This is a genomic window from Siphonobacter sp. BAB-5385 (assembly GCF_002261125.1).
Classification (GTDB): domain Bacteria; phylum Bacteroidota; class Bacteroidia; order Cytophagales; family Spirosomataceae; genus Siphonobacter.
Window position 1 is genome coordinate 1 of sequence record NZ_NMPS01000218.1, and the last position, 19,504, is coordinate 19,504.

Genomic DNA, 19,504 nt, shown 5'->3' on the forward strand with positions numbered 1-19,504 from the left:
CCGTTAAAGGCCATGTGCTCGGTAAAGTGAGCCAGTCCGTTTTCGGGATCCTCTTCCTGGATTGCTCCCACTTTCACGGCCAGCATGAGGTGAGCCCGGTTCTTGGGTTCAGCGTTTTTGCGGATGTAGTAGGTCAACCCGTTGGGCAGTTTGCCCACTTTGGTTTGGGGGTCGAAGGGAATGGGCTGGTTGAGTTGCTGAGCTAACACATTAGCCGCCAGCAGCAGCATTCCGAGTAATAGGGTTGGACGCACTCGCATGGGTAATTCGTTTAGGTTGTTTAAGTTTCTGCAATAAACGAAACTTTTAGGTAACTAGTTAGAGGGACTGGTTGAATGGTTGTATTGCCGGATTACTCGTTGAGAAAAGTGGCCATTTTTTCGAAAGATTTCTGTAGTCCGACGAGCATTTGTTTTTCCTGCGGAATATACCGTAGCTGTCTGAAAGCCAGCTGATAATACGCCAGAGCTTTCAGGGCTTCGGTATCATCGTAGAATAAATTTCGCCACGCTACTGGGGTTGAACTGAACCGCTGTACTCCCATGGCTCCCTGATAAAAACGGACAGGTAAATTCAAAAAACGGGGTTCGAAATAGCCTTGTTCACGTTTTACGACAATGTCGAAGTAATCGGCAGCGTATTGCATGTGCCCAGCAACCTTAGCTTTTAATTCTGCCTCGGCCAGTCGATGCGTTGATTTAAACCGCCATTTGTTCTGATTGGGGTGAAGCAGATCATGTTCGGGGTGGGAAAATACCGTACTGAATTTAAACAACCGGACGGAATCGCTACCGGGCAGGCGGGCCGACCAGGAGCTGGGAAAAATCGTATAGACACTCAATTGCAGAGCGGGCAGAGCCAGAGCCTGCCGGTTCACGTAAATGGTCTGAGCATCCGCCGACAGCTCCCAATCCATTAACTGGTAATTGCCCCTTCGTGTATAGCAGGCCAGTCGGCCTTCGGGGTAAAACCGAAGGTACGATTCTCGCGGCAATACACTGGTTGAATCCGAAGGAATTCCCGTGGGGCTTTCGACGTCTACATCACGCGTCATCCAGCCTTTATTGAATTGATCTTCTGGACGTTGGCAGGCCCCTATAAGCAAGCCCAACATCCCACATAAAAAGATTTTTTTAAAACTCCCCAGCATAGGTTACGTCCAAAAGCAAAACCAAATCAAAACTAAAAACCGTACTTTCAGTTACTTATCCGAAGCAATTACGCGAAAGTTTTTTCTTCGGACGCACCTGAATGCGTATTAGGAAAGTATTTTCGCATTGCAATCTATCTTTGTACAAGAATTACGCGTTGTTTTCGTATTTAGAAGGACTTAGCATCAACCATTTTTGATTTTCCGTACGCATGCTGTTACAGACACTTAACATGACCGCCGACTCGACGGCTGCACCTGCTGCTGCCGGAGCCGAAAAATCCATCAGCCTTATCGATTTGCTGGCCGCCGGTGGCTGGATTATGATCCCCATCGCCGTCCTGCTGTTTGTAACGATCTACCTGTTCGTTGAACGCTGGATGTATCTTAAAAAAGCAACCGCTCTGGGAGCATCCTTCGAGGCCAGCTTCTGGGGATTAGTACAATCCGGTAATTTGAATGCGGCCCGTCAGCTCTGCCGGAACGACCAGTCAGCCGTATCCCGCGTACTGGAAAAAGGACTCACCCGCATCGGAACGCCCATTCCCCAAATCGAACAGGCCATGGGCAATACGGCCCAGCTGGAGCTTTCGTACATGGAGAAAAACCTGGGTCTACTGGGTACGGTAGCGGCTATCGCTCCGATGTTTGGCTTTTTGGGTACCGTAGCCGGGATGATTCGGGCCTTCCACGACATTTCCGTTTCCAATAACCTGAGCATTGGTACCATTTCGGGCGGGATCTACGAAAAAATGATCACGTCTGCTTCGGGTCTTGCCGTTGGTATTCTGGCGTACATCCTTCTGACCATCCTGAACGGCATGGTGGATCGGGCCGTCGCTCGCCTGCAGGCCGCGACCAACCAGTTCCTGGACGTACTCTACCAACCTGTATCAGCTTAGGTAGTTGCCTGTTTTCAGTTGTCGTTTTCAGTATAAGGCTGAGAACGGATTTAGTCATTAGAACTAATTGAAAACTGAAAACCGCACACTGTAAACTTGTTTTCATGAAAATACAACGTCGGAATCGGCATCGTGGTCATATTGAGGCTGCTTCGCTGTCGGATATTCTTTTCTTCTTACTGATTTTCTTCCTGATGATTGCGACGTTAGCCAGTCCATCGGCCATGCAGATGCTGCTGCCGCAATCGTCAACGGCCCCTTCAACGCCCTCACAGGTAATTAACCTGTCGGTGATGCCTAATCAACAGTATAATGTGGAAGGGCAAATTGTAGGAGCCGCCGAACTGGAGAGTGCCTTAGCCACACGAGCCGAAGGGCAGGAAAGTCCCGTGGTACTGGTACGAATCGAGAAAACCAGTTCTGTCCAGGATCTGGTAGATGTAGCGGACGTAACGGCGAAGGTAGGAGCCAAACTCGTACTGGCCACTTCCGCAAAACCTACGGCGACCAGTTCGAAGTAAGAAAAGTACAGACCTACTAACCTCCCGGAAGCTTTAATGCCTTCGGGAGGTTTTGTTTTTAAGGCTAGTGAGATCGTATATGCTAATTATAAGAGGCCTGAATTAACATTCAAAACGGCCTGAATGAGGTTACCTGCATTGTTAATGAAGTACGCTAACCCCGGAGGGGTTCAATATACGTAGCCTTGTATGCCACGCAGGGTGAATTCACCCGTCTACTACTGATGCAGGTTCCAACTGGTGCAGGTTGCCCCGTTTGTCCTCTGGGAGACACGTCACTGTCTTTCCAGCTGTTTGCCATTCAATAGACTTCCCGAAGCTCATCTATTTTTAATTAGCAAGTTTTCTGGATTTTATGGATACCCGGCAGGCCTCATTTAATGGAGGTTTTATTCGGAATCGTATGGCTTTTCGTCTGGAAAATATTAGTTTAAGACTTATTCCTACGCTTCTGCCAAAGAAAATTTCCCTACCTTCCGAAACGTTTCCATTCCTGAAAACTGGAATTTCCGGGACGAAACCCTAACTTGCGGCCCTGGAAACTCGAACACTTGTATTCCGTACACATGCCTTACCAGAAAAAAACCAAAATTGTTGCCACCGTTGGTCCGGCTTCCCAATCCAAAGAAATGTTGCTGAAGCTCGCCCAGTCTGGTGCGAACATCTTTCGGCTTAACTTTTCCCACGGAACGCACGCTGACCACCTGAGTCGCATTCAGGCTATTCGCGAAATTAACGCCGAACATGGCTTAAACCTTACCATCCTTCAGGATTTACAGGGACCTAAGATTCGTACCCAACTCGTAGAAAATAACGGCGTTGAACTCGTCGCAGGAAACCCACTGACTTTCGTTATGGACGAAAATCTGCTGGGAACTTCTGAGCGTGTAGGTACGACTTATACTTCGATGTACCTGGACGTAAAACCCGGCGAACGCATCCTGATGGATGACGGTAACCTGGAGGTACTGGTAGAATCTATCGATTACGATAAAAAAGAAGTACTCACGAAAGTGGTGTACGGTGGTATCCTGAAATCGAAGAAAGGCATTAACCTGCCCGGCACGAAAGTAGGCTTACCTGCTCTGACTGAAAAAGACGAAGAAGACCTGATCTTTGGTCTGGAACATGACGTGGACTGGATCGCCCTTTCCTTCGTTCGTTCCGCTGAAGATATTCTGGCTGTTAAAGAAAAAATCAAAGCCCGTAACGGTCGCTCAAAAATCATTGCTAAAATCGAAAAACCCGAAGCGGTCGTTCCTGAAGTACTCGATGCCATCATCGAAGCTACGGATGCCGTAATGGTGGCCCGGGGTGATTTAGGCGTTGAGCTGGATGGTGCCATGGTACCTGAGCTTCAGAAAACGATGATCCGCAAGTGTATCAAGCAGGCGAAACCCGTTATCGTAGCCACGCAAATGCTGGAGTCGATGACGAGCTCTCCCCGTCCTACGCGTGCGGAAACTTCAGACGTAGCCAATGCCGTGCTGGATGGAGCTTCGGCAACCATGCTTTCGGCAGAATCAGCTTCAGGACAGTACCCCATCGAAGCCGTTTCGACGATGACGCACATTATCGAAGCCGTAGAAGAGCAACAGAACACTATTCCGATCGTATACGGGGATGAATCGGCGATTTACTTCAAAAATCACATGCTGAAGGGCGAAGAAAACTCGCCGACCATCCTGAACGACCGGGTGATTGCTGCCGCTTGCCGTCTGGCTCGTGACGTACAGGCGAAAGCCATTCTGTGCATTACGAACAGTGGGTACACGGCGTATCGTTTGTCGTCTCACCGTCCGAAAGCGGATATTTTCGTATTCTCAGCGGACGAAAACCTGATGACGCAGATGGGGCTGTTGTGGGGCACACGCGTATTCAATTACGACAGTGCAAACCTCAGCACCGAACAAATCTCACACGACATTGCAAAAATCCTGGTAAAACAGGGACACCTGCAAAAAGGGGACGTATTCGTAACCTTACTGAGCGTACCCGCCCAGCAGGATTTACGCACCAACACGGTAAAAATGGGTGTGATTGATAAAATTGCGGATGAAGTAGCGGCGGAACAATAGGCTGATTGAACCATTCGGTAAAACCCCGTTACTTAAGTTTTTAAGTAACGGGGTTTTGTTTTATTGGAGGAGAAGTCGTCTCTTGTCCCGTTGTAAATGATACCGTTTTTTAGATTGGGATTTAGTTCATTCCTTTTTCCTTCTTGTACCCCCCACCTACATTTTTTACCTTTCCCCCATGGAACCAAACCCTAGCAAAACCTGGCGGGAGCGATTACAGGAGATTATTTTCGAATCGAACACCGCGGCAGGAAAGGCCTTTGATGTTGCTTTGCTTTTTGCCATTTTAGGTAGCATTCTCGTCGTCATGCTGGATAGTGTAACGCACTACCATCGGTTGTACGGAGTTTTGTTTTTTAGACTTGAGTGGGCTTTCACTCTGCTTTTTACGCTCGAATACCTGTTACGACTCATCAGCATTCGACGACCAATCCGGTATATAGTCAGTCCCTTGGGCTTGATTGATCTGCTCGCCATCGTTCCCTCCTACCTGAGCATTTTTTACGTTGGTGCCCAATCACTGCTGGTACTTCGGGCTCTACGACTCCTACGGGTATTCCGCATTTTCAAGCTCACCCATTTTCTTACCGAAATAGAGTTTCTGAGCGTTGCCATTCGGGCCAGTCTAAAGAAAATCAGCATCTTCATGCTTACGGTTCTTATGCTGGTAACCATTCTGGGATCGGTCATGTATTTGGTCGAAGACCGTCAGAACGGATTCTCCAGCATTCCGGAAAGCATTTACTGGGCCATTGTAACGATTACTACGGTAGGGTACGGAGATATTTCACCCGTTACACCCCTGGGAAAATTTATTTCCAGTATTGTCATGCTGATTGGTTACGGAATCATTGCCGTTCCGACCGGGATCATTACCAATGAAATCGCGGCGGCAGCCCGTAACAAAAACCACAGCAGCGAATCCTGCCCCTCCTGTGGCCGGGAAGGTCACGATGCGGACGCGGTCTTCTGCAAATTTTGTGGCCATCCTCTTTAAACGTTTTTCGTATCGTAGAACAACTGCTTTTCGACTTGTGTCAGTACTGTTCGATAGGCCTACAGCCTAATTTTCACGCAGGAATCTGACGTCTAATCTCTTTTAATTCGCTTTTAAAATTTCTTTAAACTCTCTATAAACTCGTAGATGAACCTTTGCTGACGACAAGCACAAAAAGTAAGGCCTGTTCTTAATACTGACCCCACTTTTAAACTATACGGCAGTGAAGCTTATTCAATTTTCAAGGGTGCTCTTGAGTCTTCTCCTGTTTCTCTCGGTCTCCCAGCGATCCTATGGTCAGACGGACACACTCCGTCTGACCTTGCCTCAGGCAGAACAGCAGTTTCTTCAGAAAAACTTTGCTCTGCTGGCTCAGAAATACAACATCAACCTTTCGGAAGCGGTCGTTCAGCAGGCGAAACTTTGGGACAATCCCAATTTTCAGTTTGGCTTTAATGCCTTCAATCCGAATACGTCGAATGTACTTCCGTTGACCAACCCTTCAGGTGACAAGCTTAACCCGACGGGAGGTGCCTACAGCTGGCAACTTCAGCAAGTTTTGAATCTGGCGGGTCGTCGGAGTAAGCTAGTGGCCCTGAATGAAGCGAATACGGAGGTTCAACAAGCCGTTTTTCAGAATGTAATGCGGAGTTTACGTTATCAACTCGCTCAAACGTTCGGTACTCTGGCCAGCGAACAGGCTCAGTATGCTTTCATTCAGGAAGAACGGACTCGTTTGGCAAATTTGCTCGATGCCTTCCGGGCTCAACTAAAACTGGGCGTTATTTCTGAATACGAAGTGACTCGCCTCGAACTGGAGCAGCGAAATACGGACGCCGCCATCAATGATTTACGCAATCAAATCAGTCAGGACGAAGCAACTTTACGTATACTCCTAGCCGATACGTCTTCCACGTATTACCGCACGGAATTTCAGATCAGCGATTCGGCCTCTCCTCAGCTCAATCAGTTACTGGATCAGGCCTTCGCGAATCGTCCCGATTTGCAAGCAGCCCAACGCCAAACGACCTACGCTCAGCAGAATCTGACGTATCAGAAATCACTGGCGACCCCACAACTGATGGTCGGAGCCAACTACGCACGCTTTGGTGAGGCGTATCCCAACTACTATGGCTTGCAGGTAGCTATGGATCTGCCCTTTAAAAACCGAAATCAGGGCAATATTCAGGCAGCTAAAATCGGTATCGAACAAAGTACTCAGAACATCAATCAGAGTCAGTTACAGGTAAGACAGGAAGTCATTTCCGCCTACGAACAGTGGCAACACGCCCAGCAACTCCAGGCAAACCTCGATCCGGGGTACCGTCAACGCATTCAGGACATCAGTAAAAATGCAACAATTGACTACCAGAAACGCGTGATTGATCTGGTCAGCTTCATTGATAAAATACGCTCCTACAAAGACGCTCAGCTGAATTTCATTAACCTGAGTAATCAACTCTATCAGGCTCAGCAACAGCTTAATTACGTTACTAACGCCAAGACTTTCTAACTAAAGGTTTTACCCTTTTGCCCACTCCTCATGAAAACGAAATCGTTTTTCTATTTACTGAGTCTGGTCGCTCTGGCAGCCTGCCACTCGAACAAAGAACCTCAGGAAGTCAATTCGAAGGATACGGATTCGGCTTTCAAGACGGATACCGTTCACGTTCGTAACTACGAACAGGAATTACAATTCACGGGGGAAGTTTCTTTTGATCAGAAACAGGTGGATCGGGTTTTCCCCATCGTCAGCGGTAATGTACTGGATGTAAATGCGGAATTGGGAACGTACGTCAAACAGGGTCAGGTACTGGCCAAACTTCAAAGTGCCGACGTGAGTCAGTACCAGCGTGATTACAACCAAGCCAAGGCGGGTTTCGATATGGCCAAGCGTAATGCGGATAACGCCGAACAACTGTACAAAAGCAAGTTTTCGAGTGAATCGGACCTGATTAATGCCCGTAAACAACTCGAAATTGCCACCTCTGAACTGGATCGTTCAACGCAGGTACTAAAGATGTACGGTGGTACGTCGTCGGGTAATCAGCCTACCTTTCTGGTGAAGGCTCCCGTAAGCGGCTACGTCGTGGAGCGGAACGTCAACCCCAATACCCAGATTCGTTCCGACAATGGCAACAGTATGTTCACTATTTCCAATCTGTCGGATGTCTGGATCATGATCAATATTTATGAGTCGGATATTGAGGCCGTTAAGGTAGGTCAGCAGGTCAACATCACGACGCTGGCGTATCCCGACAAAGTCTTTCAGGGCCGCATTGAGAACATCAGCCAGGTGATTGATAATGACAGCAAAGTGCTACAGGCCCGGGTAGTCTTGCCCAACCCGAATGGCTTACTGAAACCCCAGATGTTCTGTACCATCAAGCTGCACATTGAGAAGCCCGAACGACTGCTGGCAGTCAATCCGAAATCAGTCATTTTTAGTGAAGATAAGTACTTCGTAATCAAAGCAGCGGGTAAGGAAAAATACGTGGCCGTACCCGTCGAAGTGGTTCGGAGTACCTCACGTTACAGCTACGTCAAGGGCGATTTGAAAGATAACGATCGCGTGGTTACTGAAGGTGCCCTATTGCTTTTCAATGAATTAACGGACTAATCCACACTCCCTTCCCGGGTCCGATCATGAATACGTTCATTAAAAATATCATTGGCTTTTCCCTCAAACACAAAGGCATTGTCTTTATGATGACCCTGCTGGTCATCCTTGCGGGAGCCGTCAGTTTCTATAATACGCCCGTTGAAGCGTACCCTGACGTAACGAATACCGAAGTCGTGATCATTACGCAATGGCCGGGTCGCAGTGCCGAAGAAGTCGAGCGTTTCATTTCCAGCCCGATTGAAACGGAAATGAACTCCATTTCACACAAGACGGCCATTCGCTCCATTAACCTGTTCGGCTTATCCTTCATTAAAATCGTTTTCGAAGACGGCGTCGATAACTTCAACGCCCGCATGGAAGCCAGCCAGAAACTAGCCAACGTCAATCTGCCCGACGGTGTAGACGCGGAGATTCAACCGCCAGCCGGCCCTACGGGGGAGATTTATCGGTATACGCTGGCCTCTAAAAGCAAGACGACTACGGAACTCAAAACCATTCAGGACTGGACCATCGAGAAAGCCCTGAAAGCCGTCCCCGGCGTTGCGGATGTGGTCAGTTTTGGCGGACAGGTGAAAACGTTTGAAGTCAGTATCAATCCGGCCTTGCTGGCTAAATACGATTTAACCGCCCTGGACGTGTTCGGAGCCCTCCAACGGGCTAACGTTAACGTGGGCAGCGATATCCTTCGGGAAGGTCAGCAGGCCTTCGTCGTTCGGGGCATTGGAATTGTCAAAAACGTGTCTGACATCGAGAAAGTCATCGTTAAAAACGTCAATGGTGTACCCGTTCGCTTGTCGAATTTAGGTACGGTTCACGAATCAGCCTTACCGCAGTTGGGTATTGTGGGTCGCGACAATCACGACGATGTCGTTGAAGGGATCGTACTGATGCGGAAGGGCGAGAACCCTGGTTTAGTATTACCTCAGCTCAAAGAAAAAGTAGCCTACCTGAACTCCGTTGTTCTTCCTTCGGACGTAAAAATCAAGGTTTTCTACGACCGCACCGAGCTCAATAACCATACATTGCATACGGTAGGCGAAAATGTGATTATGGGCATTACGCTGGTGACGATCATTCTGCTGATCTTTCTGGCCGACTGGCGAACCACTGTTACTGTAGCCATCGTCATTCCACTGGCTTTGCTCTTTGCTTTTATTCTGATGCGAATCAAAGGCATGTCGGCTAACCTGCTTTCCATCGGAGCGATCGACTTTGGGATCATCATCGACGGAGCGGTGGTTATGGTGGAAGGCCTCTTTGTGATGCTGGCCCACTGGGCCGAACACGAGGGCATGGAGAAGTTCAACAAACGAGCCAAAATGGGCCGGATTTTGAAAACTTCGGTGGAAATGGGTAAGTCCATTTTTACCTCGAAGCTGATCATCATTACCGCCTTGCTTCCCATTTTCTCGTTCCAGAAAGTAGAAGGTAAACTCTTCAGTCCACTCGCTTTCACGATGGGTTTCGCTCTGCTGGGAGCGTTGTTACTAGCTTTGACGCTGGTGCCAGTTTTAAGCAGCATGTTGCTGAATAAGAACGTCCGCGAACGTCACAACCCCATCATCGAATGGCTGAATCGAAACTACGGTCCCCTGCTAAACCGCGTCATGGACCATCCCAAACGGGCGATCATCACGGCTGTACTTTTCCTGGTTGGCTCGCTGGCTTCTTTTCACTTCGTCGGTACCGAATTTCTGCCGCACCTCAACGAAGGTTCGATTTACGTACGGGCCAGTATGCCCCTCAGCATCAGCTTGGAAGATTCGTATCACTATACTCGTAAATTCCGGCAGGTATTCGAACAGTTTCCGGAAGTACGCGGCGTTATCTCGCAAACGGGCCGCCCAAATGATGGTACCGATGCGACGGGCTTCTTCAATCAGGAATTTTTCGTGGATTTGTTCCCGCAGGATGAATGGAAACGCGACATTTCCAAGGATGAACTGATTGCGGAAATGCAGCAGAAACTCGCCAAATACCAGGGCATTGATTTTAACTTCTCGCAGCCGATTTCGGATAACGTAGAAGAAGCCGTATCGGGCGTGAAAGGCTCCATTGCGGTTAAAATCCAGGGCCGCGATCTACAGGTGCTCGACAAGAAAGCGGATCAGGTTTACGCGATTCTCAAGAAAGTACAGGGCATTCAGGATCTGGGCGTGTTCCGGAACCTGGGTCAACCGGAGTTGTTGATTACGCTCAATCCCGACAAAATGGCCCAGTACGGCGTCGATGCGGCCGATGCCAACGCTGTGATTGAAATGGCGATTGGAGGTAAGGCCGTGAGTCAGGTGTACGAAGAAGAACGCAAGTTTGATTTGCGGTTACGCTACGACTTACCCTTCCGTTCATCAATTGAGCAAATCGGTAACCTGAAGGTTCCTACGCTGAACGGCGGCAAAATACCCCTGAAGGAAATTGCCAACATTGGCAACGTCTCGGGCCCGGCTTTCATTTACCGGGAAGACAATGCCCGCTTCATTGCGGTCAAATTCTCTGTCCGGGGACGCGATTTAGGCAGTACGATTGAAGAAGCTCAACAGCGGGTAAAGGCTGCGGTCAAACTCGATAAAGGGTATGAGATCAAATGGAATGGCGAATTTGAAAACCAGCAACGAGCCGAACGTCAGTTGTCCATCGTCGTACCCATCAGTATTCTGCTGATCTTCTTCATTCTTTTTGCCTCTTTCGGCAATGCACTGGATTCGATTTTGGTTTTACTCAACGTACCTTTTGCTCTCATCGGTGGGATTCTGGCTTTGTTACTAACGGGTATGAATTTCAGTATCTCTGCTGGAGTTGGTTTCATTGCCCTCTTTGGCGTTGCTACGCAGGACGGTGTTATTCTGGTCAATAAATTCCGACAGAATCTACACGAAAAAATGCCCCTCGGCGAAGCCATTAAAGAAGGAGCCAAGTCACGTTTGCGTCCGGTAATCATGACGGCCCTAATGGCCTCGCTGGGTCTGTTACCCGCGGCACTTTCCCACGGTATTGGCTCTGAAACGCAGAAACCTTTAGCCATTGTCGTTATTGGTGGATTGATGACGGCTTCGGCATTATCACTGTTGATTCTACCCGCCGTGTACGAATGGGTATACAGCGGCCGCGAACGTCGGAAGAAGCTAATGGATTAGCAGCAGAATTTCTGACGATGTATGGGTTTTGTAAATGCGATAACAATTCGATCGTATCAGTCCCATCGCTACCATTCCCTCATTTCTCAAAAGGTCTGACGTAAAACATCAGACCTTTTTTTATGTTTACTTCTAGATCCTTCAATCCCATGCATTTACGAGTAAGCTTATGTCTTTTACTTTCTTCCGGTATACGATTTGCCTTTTCCTACTATCCCGGCTGGCCTTGGCCCAAACCTATTCCCAGGAAATTCAGATCACTTCCGAAAACGACGCGTACCGCTGGACCCTTCACGACGGCTATTATACCAACGGCTTTTTTGTGAGTTATCGCTACGTACCCCGCCGTTGGAATGAACGGCTGGATTCTACCTCCCGACTACAGAAAGTTATTTCTACCTATCAATTAGGACAGCAGATTTTCAATCCAGAAAATGTTTTTCTGGCCCAGCGTAATCAGATTGATCGTCCGTATACGGGTTATCTATACGCCAGCAAAGGATTTACCTTTTTTTACCGCCGGAATCACGTTTTACAGCTTGACCTGGCTTTGGGTACGATTGGCCCGCGTTCAGGAGCGGAAAACATTCAGAAATTCATTCACCGTACCTTCGATTACATTCCGCCCGTAGGCTGGCGAAATCAGCTGAACAACGAATGGGGTCTGAATCTGAACGCTCAATATGCGTATAATCTGATCCCTGCCCCGAAAAAATGGCTGGACCTGTACGCATTGGGACAGGCTCAACTGGGTACTACATTTACGCGTGCGTCGGTGGGTTTATTACTGCAAATAGGTTTGTTTCGTCCGGCCTCGGAGTCAGCCCTGTTTCATTCGCGTATCAGCCGAAATCCCAGCTCTTCTTCTCCGGAATTGTATCTTTTCTTTCAGCCCCGGTATCAGTACCAGGTGTACAACGCTACCGTACAAGGAGGTTTGTTCCGGTCAAGCAAGGGACCCGGAGCCGGGGAAATTACGCGGGGCATCTATCAGCATCAGATCGGTTTAACGTACGCCTCCCGCCGGTTTACGCTACAGGCCACACTCGACCTGAAACAAAAAGAAGCCCGTTCCATGCAAAATGAGGTAGAAAAGTACGGCGGTTTCTCTGCGGCCTATCGCTTTCGTTAGCACTGACTTTCACTCTCCAATAACCCCTTTTCACGTTGCTCTCCTTTGGCTTTTTCTAAAATAGCTTCTCAGATTTTGTGCAATTTTCTTTCATATCATCCGGCGATTCCCATATTTGTAAAATATTTTAAAATATCCTTCGGTTCTCAGTACATCGCCTTCAATCCGTCGCTTTATCTTCGTTACGCAAAGTTTTACGTTTGGATTAAGACGGGCGTTGCTCGGTACATCCGTTCCTGATATATGAAAAAAGTAAGTATTCTGGCATTAGGCCTGTTGGCAGCGGCGTGCGGCAAACACAGTAAACCACAATCCTCCGCATCGAAAATGAAACCGGGGCATCTGACGCAGTACGTTGATCCTCGCATCGGAACGGGCTTTCACGGTCACGTCTTTCTGGGAGCAAACGTACCTTTCGGAGCCGTACAGATTGGCCCTACACAGGCGAATCCCGGCAAACTGGGTGATGGCTGGGACTGGTGCTCGGGCTATCACGTATCGGATTCATTGATTGCGGGCTTTTCGCATACGCACCTGAGTGGTACGGGCATTGGCGATCTGGGGGATGTCCTGATGATTCCGACGACAGGCCCCATTCGTGTGGAGCGTAGCGTTGCGGGAGCTTCGCCGAGTGGCTATATGTCCCGTTTCTCCCACGACGACGAAGTGGTACGTCCGGGTTATTACGCTGTTAAACTGCAACGCTACGATGTAGGAGTGGAACTAACCGCCTCCGAACGCGTGGGCATGCACCGCTATACCTTCCCAAAATCGGAGGATTCCCACATTCTGATCGATCTGAAAGAAGGCATTGGCTGGGACCGTCCAACGGACACGTACCTGGAACAAAAGGATGCTACGACGCTGATTGGTTACCGTTTCTCAACGGGCTGGGCGAAAGACCAGCGGCTGTACTTTGCCATTGTTTTCTCGAAACCCATCGAAAAATTTGCTTTATACCAGGGGCAGAATCCTCTGCAAGGCAACGCAGCCAAAGGAACCCAGATCAAAGGCGTACTGAGTTTTGCTACGAAACAAGGCGATCAGGTATTGGTGAAAGTGGGCATTTCGCCCGTGAGCGAAGCCAACGCCCTCGCCAACATTCAGGCCGAAGTACCGGGCTGGAATTTCGATCAGGTAGCCAAGAATGCGGATGAGGCCTGGAATACCGAATTGAGCAAAATTCAGGTACAAACCAAGGATCAGGATCGGCTGAAAGTTTTCTATACGGCTCTGTACCATACCATGATTGCTCCGTCTACGTTCAACGATCACAACGGCGATTACCGGGGTGCCGATCAGAAGGTATACAAAAACGCGAACTTCAAGAACCTGACAACGTTTTCCCTCTGGGATACCTATCGGGCTGCGAACCCTCTGCTGACGATCACACAGGGACAACGCGTGAATGACATTGTGAATACCATGCTGCACATCTATCAGCAACAGGGTAAACTGCCCGTCTGGCACCTGGTGGGCAACGAAACCAATACGATGCCCGGCAACAGTGCACTGCCCATTATTTCGGATGCCATTTTGAAAGGGTACACGGGTTTTGACGTCAATCTGGCTTTTGAAGCGATGAAAAAATCGGCGATGCTGGACGAACGCGGACTGGATTACATCAAAGCGAAAGGCTACATTCCCGCCGATACGCAAACCGAAAGCGTAGCCAAAAATCTGGAATACAGCATTGACGACTGGGCGGTGGCTCAGGTGGCTAAAAAGCTGGGTAAAACGGCCGATTACGAATACTTCAGTAAGCGGGCCAAGGATTACAAAAATAACTTCGACGCCAGCACGCGTTTCATGCGGGGCCGCGTATCGGATACGGAATGGCGGACGCCCTTCAATCCCTTCGTTTCGCGTCACGAAAAAGATGACTTTGCCGAAGGAAACGCCTGGCAATATACCTGGCTGGTGCCCCAGGATGTGGAAGGCCTGATCGAATTATTAGGCGGTGAAAAAGGCTTCACGCAAAAGCTGGATTCACTTTTCATCGTGAAGGGCGACATGGGTGCCGAAGCTTCAAACGATATTTCGGGTTTGATTGGTCAATACGCCCACGGAAACGAACCTAGCCACCACATTACGTATCTGTACCCCTACGTGGGTCAGCCCTGGAAAACGGCGGAAAAAGTACGTTACATTCTAGACCACATGTACACGACCAAACCCGACGGAATCATCGGAAACGAAGACGTAGGCCAGATGTCAGCCTGGTATATCCTGTCGGCGATGGGCTTCTATCCCGTTAATCCCGCCAATGGAGCGTACGTATTTGGAAGTCCGGTATTCGATCAAGTTGATCTGAAGCTCGGCAACGGAAAAGTCTTCCATCTGAAAACGGTAAACAACGGTCCCGAAAACAAATACATTCAGAGCATCAAGCTGAACGGCAAACCGTATACGAAATCTTATCTACTCCATAAAGAGCTGATGAATGGCGGTGAAATGGAGATCGAAATGGGTAAGCAACCCAGCCAGAGCTTCGGCGTAGCTCCGGCCGATCGTCCGCGTTCGATTCACGACTAAGTAACCTTTCCCCGCCCGGAGGGCCTTACGTAACCTCCGGCGAAACCGTTGAATCTGGTTTTGCCGGAGGTTATTCTTTAAAATCTCAATCCTTTCTTCCCTCAATGTTATGAAAAAGCTCTTCCTTACGCTGGCGGCCCTACTGACTTCGGCAGTGGGTTTTACTCAACAGCTCTACGAACTCAACGCGGGCTGGAAGTGTACTCCAATCGGTAACGTAGCGGCAAAGGGTACGGAGCTGTCCAACCCTTCGTACAGTGTGGCCGACTGGCAAGCCGCCACCGTACCCGGAACGGTCCTGACGACGATGCTGAATAACAAGCAGATTCCGGATCCGTTTTACGGCATGAACAACCAGCACATTCCGGACATCTACCAGACGGGTCGCGACTACTATACCTACTGGTTCGTGAAGGATTTCAAAGAAGAAGCTCAGGCGAGCGAGCAGGTATGGCTTCAGTTTCGGGGGATCAATTACAGTTGTGACGTTTTTCTGAACGGTAAAAAGCTGACCGATAAGCCCCATACCGGAATGTTCCTGCGAAAGACGTTTAACATTACCCCGTACCTGAAAAAAGGCAGTCCGAACCGGCTGGCGGTGATCGTCTATCCTCCCGATCCGGTGGGTAACCCCAACGGCGGTCAGGGGGGCGATGGGACAATTGCCAAGAACGTTTCGCACCAGTACGTGGCGGGCTGGGACTGGATTCAACCCATTCGCGACCGCAACACGGGTATCTGGGATAAAGTACTGATTGAAAAAACGGGAGCCGTTCATCTGAAAAATCCGCACGTGGTTACGCTCGTTCCCGATATTCGGATGCCCGACGGTCCGCAGAAACCAGCGACCATCAAGGTTTCAACCGAACTGGAAAACCCCACCACCAGCCGCATCGAAGGAACGGTGCAGTACACGCTGGAGGGAAACAAGGTTTCGAAAAAAGTAAGTATTCCGGCAAAGTCTTCCCTCACAGTTGATCTCCCCGCTTTCACGCTTCAAAATCCCAAGCTCTGGTGGCCTTACGGCTACGGAAAGCAGCATTTATACCCGGTGACCATTCAGTTTCTAGCGGGTACCAAGGTTTCGGACGAAGAGAAAATTCAGGTAGGCGTTCGGGAAATTCAGACGGAATGGAATGCCACCACCCGAAGTAAACAGGTATCCGTCAACGGTCAGAAAATCTTCATCAAGGGCGGTAACTGGATTATTTCCGACGCCCTATTACGCTTTTCGCCCGAGCGGTACGACGCTGAAATTCGTTTTCACCGCGATATGCATCTCAACCTGATTCGCATCTGGGGCGGGGCCATCACCGAACGTCCGGAATTTTACGAAGCCTGCGATCGCTACGGTTTGCTCGTCATGCAGGATTTCTGGGGTTCGGGCGATTGCAACGGTCGCTGGGTCGATCCGGCTAAACTGGACGATCAGTGGACCCGCCGGAAGTATCCCGACGATCATTCGCTGTTCCTGGAATCCGCTGCCGATCAGATTAAAATGATCCGGAATCACGCTTCGCTAGCGATCTGGTGCGGTGGTAACGAAATTACGCTGCCTTCGGACATCATGCTGCCGCTCCGCGATTCGCTCCTGCCCGCTCTGGACGGTACGCGTTGGTTCATCGATTATTCGAACTCCGATGATATGTCATTCAATTCCCTCGGCGGCAACGGCGATGGTCCTTACGGTATTCAACCCATTGCTAAATTCTGGTCGTATAAAACCTGGCCGTTCAACTCCGAAGTAGGTTCCGTGGGCGTGGGTGATATCCAGTCGCTCGAACGTTTCATCCCCAAAGAAAACCTCGTAGCTCCGCAGTACAGCAAGGGCAAATCCCAAGTGGATTCCGTCTGGCAGTATCACAAATACATTGGCTACGATCAGTACATCGATCCCTACGGTAAGGCGAAGGACACTCGCGATTTTGGCCGGAAAGCTCAGCTTGTCAACTACGACCAGTACCGGGCTTTGATGGAAGGATTTTCCTCGCACATGTGGGAATGGTATACCGGTACGATCATCTGGAAAACGCAAAACCCCTGGACGTCTCTTCGCGGACAGATGTACGATTACTACCTCGATCCCAACGCCTGCCTGTACGGTCTGCACAACGGAAGCGAGCCGCTGCACGTCATGTACAACCCGGCGGATAGTATGGTCATGCTGGCGAATAACACCTTCCAGACCCACCGCGATTTGATGCTGGTGGTGAAGCTGTACGATATGAAAGGCAAGGAAACGCTCATCACGCAGGTGTTCTCGGAAATCGGCCCCAGTACGGCCCGCCCCTATCTGTCCGTGGCCAAAGCTCTGGCGAAAGCGGCGAAGGAAGACGGCGTATTCCTGTCTTTGCGTCTGTTGAACCTGAACAAGGAAACCGTCAGCGATAACCTGTACTGGCTGCCGAATGAAAAAGGCACCTACTCGGGCTTGCAGCAACTCAATACCGCAGATGTACAGGCTACGGCTAAACAGGTAGACAAAGGCAAAATTGAAGTAACCCTGCGTAACGATGCCCGCAATCCGGTGGCTTTCTTCAATCGACTCTCGCTCGTACAGTCGCAGACGAAGCAACGCATTTTGCCAACCTTCTACAGCGACAATTACATTTCGGTACTACCCGGTGAACAGAAAACGGTAACGCTGGAGTACACGCCAGGTTCGGAAAACAAACCGCTGGTTTCACTGGAAGGCTGGAACGTATCGGAGCGGTTTATTCCGATTCAATAGTAGGTATAGATTGATTCAAATTTGGCTTCCCGAAAGTGCAACGCTTTCGGGAAGTTTTGTTTTAATGCCTTGATTTCCTGAATCTATTCCAACTTAACGTATAGAGCTTGTGTCATAGCCGTACTAAACCTTTCTCGCTATGACACGCTATAGTTCTGTATTGATTTTCTTTCTGCTTCTTGGTTTCGTGAGCTGTAAATCCGGGGATGAGGTCAAGGATGGAGGCATTCCGCTTGCCTTAGGTAATCGGGCTTATGTCGAGCATTCTACGGACTTTGCCTTTGATTTCTTCCGCCGCATCAATCAGGTTAATTCTTCTGAAAATGTATTTGTTTCTCCGCTGAGTCTGCACATTGCCCTGGGTATGCTGTTGAACGGTGCGGAAAAGGAATCGTATGAGGAAGTTAAAAAGGTATTACGCCTGACGGATGAAGGGTATAACAGCCTGTACAAAATCCTGACGGAAGGCTTACCCAAAGTAGACAACCGGGTTACCGTTAATCTCGCCAATTCAGTCTGGTACCGACAGGATAAGAGCGTCGAGGCTTCCTACACCGAAACCCTCAAACAATACTTTCAGGCGGAGGTAAAACCACTTACCACAGTTGGACCCGTCAATGACTGGGCACGGCAAAAAACCAATAATAAAATTGATAAAATTCTGGATACGGTAGATTCTGACCTCTTCATGCTTTTGATGAATGCCGTGTATTTCAAAGGGGACTGGAAAAGTCAGTTCAAAACCTCCCATACGCGGGATGAGTCGTTTAGCCAGGCTAACGGTACCACCAAGCTGGTGAAAATGATGCGTCAGGAGAATAACTTTGAGTACGCAACCATGCCAGGGTACGCCGCCTGCGAGCTACCTTACGGCAAAGGTGATTACCGCATGACGATTCTGCTACCTGACTTAGGACAATCGATTGATTCACTGGTTCAAAACTATACGACGACGCATTGGAATGAATTGCAAAAAAGACTACAAACCCTAAGTGTCCAAGTAGCTTTGCCCAGGTTTGAAATCGAATTTGACTCGGAAGATCAGCTGAATACAATTCTCCCACAAATGGGTATGTCGAAAGTTTTTAGCAGACAGGAAGCAAACCTGACCAGGATTCGCCCTCAGAATGATTTATTCGTAGGCTTTGTCAAGCAAAAGGCGTACATCAACACCGATGAAAAAGGCTCTGAAGCGGCGGCGGTAACTGCTATTGGCTTATTCCCAACTAATTCTGCTTCTACGTCTGCTCCATTTGTCTGCAATCGTCCATTTGCTTTCTTCATCAGCGAAAAGAATTCCAACGTCATTTTGTTTGCGGGAAAAGTAGCGACGTTGTAAGTACGGTCTATTTCTGTCAGTTCTTACACGTGAGTTTGCCCATTTATTGCGTCCGTGGCGAATGTTACGAATGACGCGTCTATTGTACCTTTGTGCGGTATGGATTATAAATCCGAAAGGGCCGCTTCTTCAGTACAAACCCTGAAGGGGTTCAACCTGAATAGCCCCGTATGCAATGCGGGGAATCTAATGCGAAGCTAGTCATGGGTTGCACCCATGGCTAGTCAAATGAAAACCCTCCGGGGTTAAATTGCCATACTTCTCCTAATTCATTCAGGCCTGGATCCCGACTCACTAACCCCGAAGGGGTTCCCTATCAATAGCCCCGTTGCAATGCGGGGTATGGGTGCGTCCCGCCCGGT

Annotated in this window: 13 protein-coding genes; 11 read left to right on the top strand and 2 right to left on the bottom strand. The window is 49.2% G+C overall.

Annotation, left to right across the window (positions count from 1 at the left end; all coding sequences use genetic code 11):
* The coding region (locus BWI93_RS22785; protein WP_255158016.1) for an insulinase family protein at window positions 1-230 on the bottom strand (230 nt) is incomplete at its 3' end.
* Window positions 231-352: 122 nt separating this feature from the next.
* Window positions 353-1,114, bottom strand: a complete 762-nt coding sequence (locus tag BWI93_RS22790) for a hypothetical protein (RefSeq protein WP_094815563.1) — start codon at window positions 1,112-1,114, stop codon at window positions 353-355.
* Window positions 1,115-1,362: 248 nt separating this feature from the next.
* Here BWI93_RS22790 and BWI93_RS22795 point away from each other — a divergent pair, with 248 nt between their 5' ends.
* The 11 genes from BWI93_RS22795 (at window position 1,363) to BWI93_RS22845 (ending at window position 19,142) form a co-directional block, all read left to right on the top strand.
* Window positions 1,363-2,052: a MotA/TolQ/ExbB proton channel family protein gene (locus BWI93_RS22795; RefSeq protein ID WP_094815565.1), complete on the top strand. Its 690-nt coding sequence runs from the start codon at window positions 1,363-1,365 to the stop codon at window positions 2,050-2,052.
* A 104-nt stretch (window positions 2,053-2,156) separates the two neighbouring features.
* Complete coding sequence (locus tag BWI93_RS22800; RefSeq protein ID WP_094815567.1) at window positions 2,157-2,573, top strand: biopolymer transporter ExbD; 417 nt, start codon at window positions 2,157-2,159, stop codon at window positions 2,571-2,573.
* Window positions 2,574-3,139: 566 nt separating this feature from the next.
* A complete protein-coding gene (gene pyk / locus BWI93_RS22805) occupies window positions 3,140-4,651 on the top strand; it encodes a pyruvate kinase (RefSeq protein ID WP_094815743.1) in 1,512 nt (503 codons plus the stop codon).
* A 178-nt stretch (window positions 4,652-4,829) separates the two neighbouring features.
* The gene (locus BWI93_RS22810) at window positions 4,830-5,648 is read left to right on the top strand and encodes an ion transporter (RefSeq protein WP_094815569.1); all 819 of its coding nucleotides are present in this window, start codon (window positions 4,830-4,832) and stop codon (window positions 5,646-5,648) included.
* Between the two features lie 253 nt (window positions 5,649-5,901).
* Window positions 5,902-7,161, top strand: coding sequence for a TolC family protein (locus BWI93_RS22815; protein ID WP_141217571.1), 1,260 nt, complete (start codon window positions 5,902-5,904; stop codon window positions 7,159-7,161).
* 30 nt (window positions 7,162-7,191) lie between these two features.
* Window positions 7,192-8,268 carry an efflux RND transporter periplasmic adaptor subunit gene (locus tag BWI93_RS22820; RefSeq protein ID WP_094815573.1) on the top strand — a complete coding sequence of 359 codons (1,077 nt, stop codon included), beginning with the start codon at window positions 7,192-7,194 and terminating at the stop codon, window positions 8,266-8,268.
* Window positions 8,269-8,294: 26 nt separating this feature from the next.
* Entirely contained in the window at window positions 8,295-11,405 is a 3,111-nt protein-coding gene (locus BWI93_RS22825) for an efflux RND transporter permease subunit (protein WP_094815575.1), read from the top strand.
* Window positions 11,406-11,574: 169 nt separating this feature from the next.
* Window positions 11,575-12,537: a lipid A deacylase LpxR family protein gene (locus BWI93_RS22830; RefSeq protein WP_094815684.1), complete on the top strand. Its 963-nt coding sequence runs from the start codon at window positions 11,575-11,577 to the stop codon at window positions 12,535-12,537.
* A gap of 243 nt (window positions 12,538-12,780) precedes the next feature.
* Window positions 12,781-15,072, top strand: a complete 2,292-nt coding sequence (locus BWI93_RS22835) for a GH92 family glycosyl hydrolase (protein ID WP_094815737.1) — start codon at window positions 12,781-12,783, stop codon at window positions 15,070-15,072.
* A 109-nt stretch (window positions 15,073-15,181) separates the two neighbouring features.
* Window positions 15,182-17,803, top strand: coding sequence for a glycoside hydrolase family 2 TIM barrel-domain containing protein (locus tag BWI93_RS22840; protein ID WP_094815739.1), 2,622 nt, complete (start codon window positions 15,182-15,184; stop codon window positions 17,801-17,803).
* 139 nt (window positions 17,804-17,942) lie between these two features.
* Complete coding sequence (locus BWI93_RS22845; protein ID WP_094815741.1) at window positions 17,943-19,142, top strand: serpin family protein; 1,200 nt, start codon at window positions 17,943-17,945, stop codon at window positions 19,140-19,142.
* Window positions 19,143-19,504 lie beyond the last annotated feature (362 nt).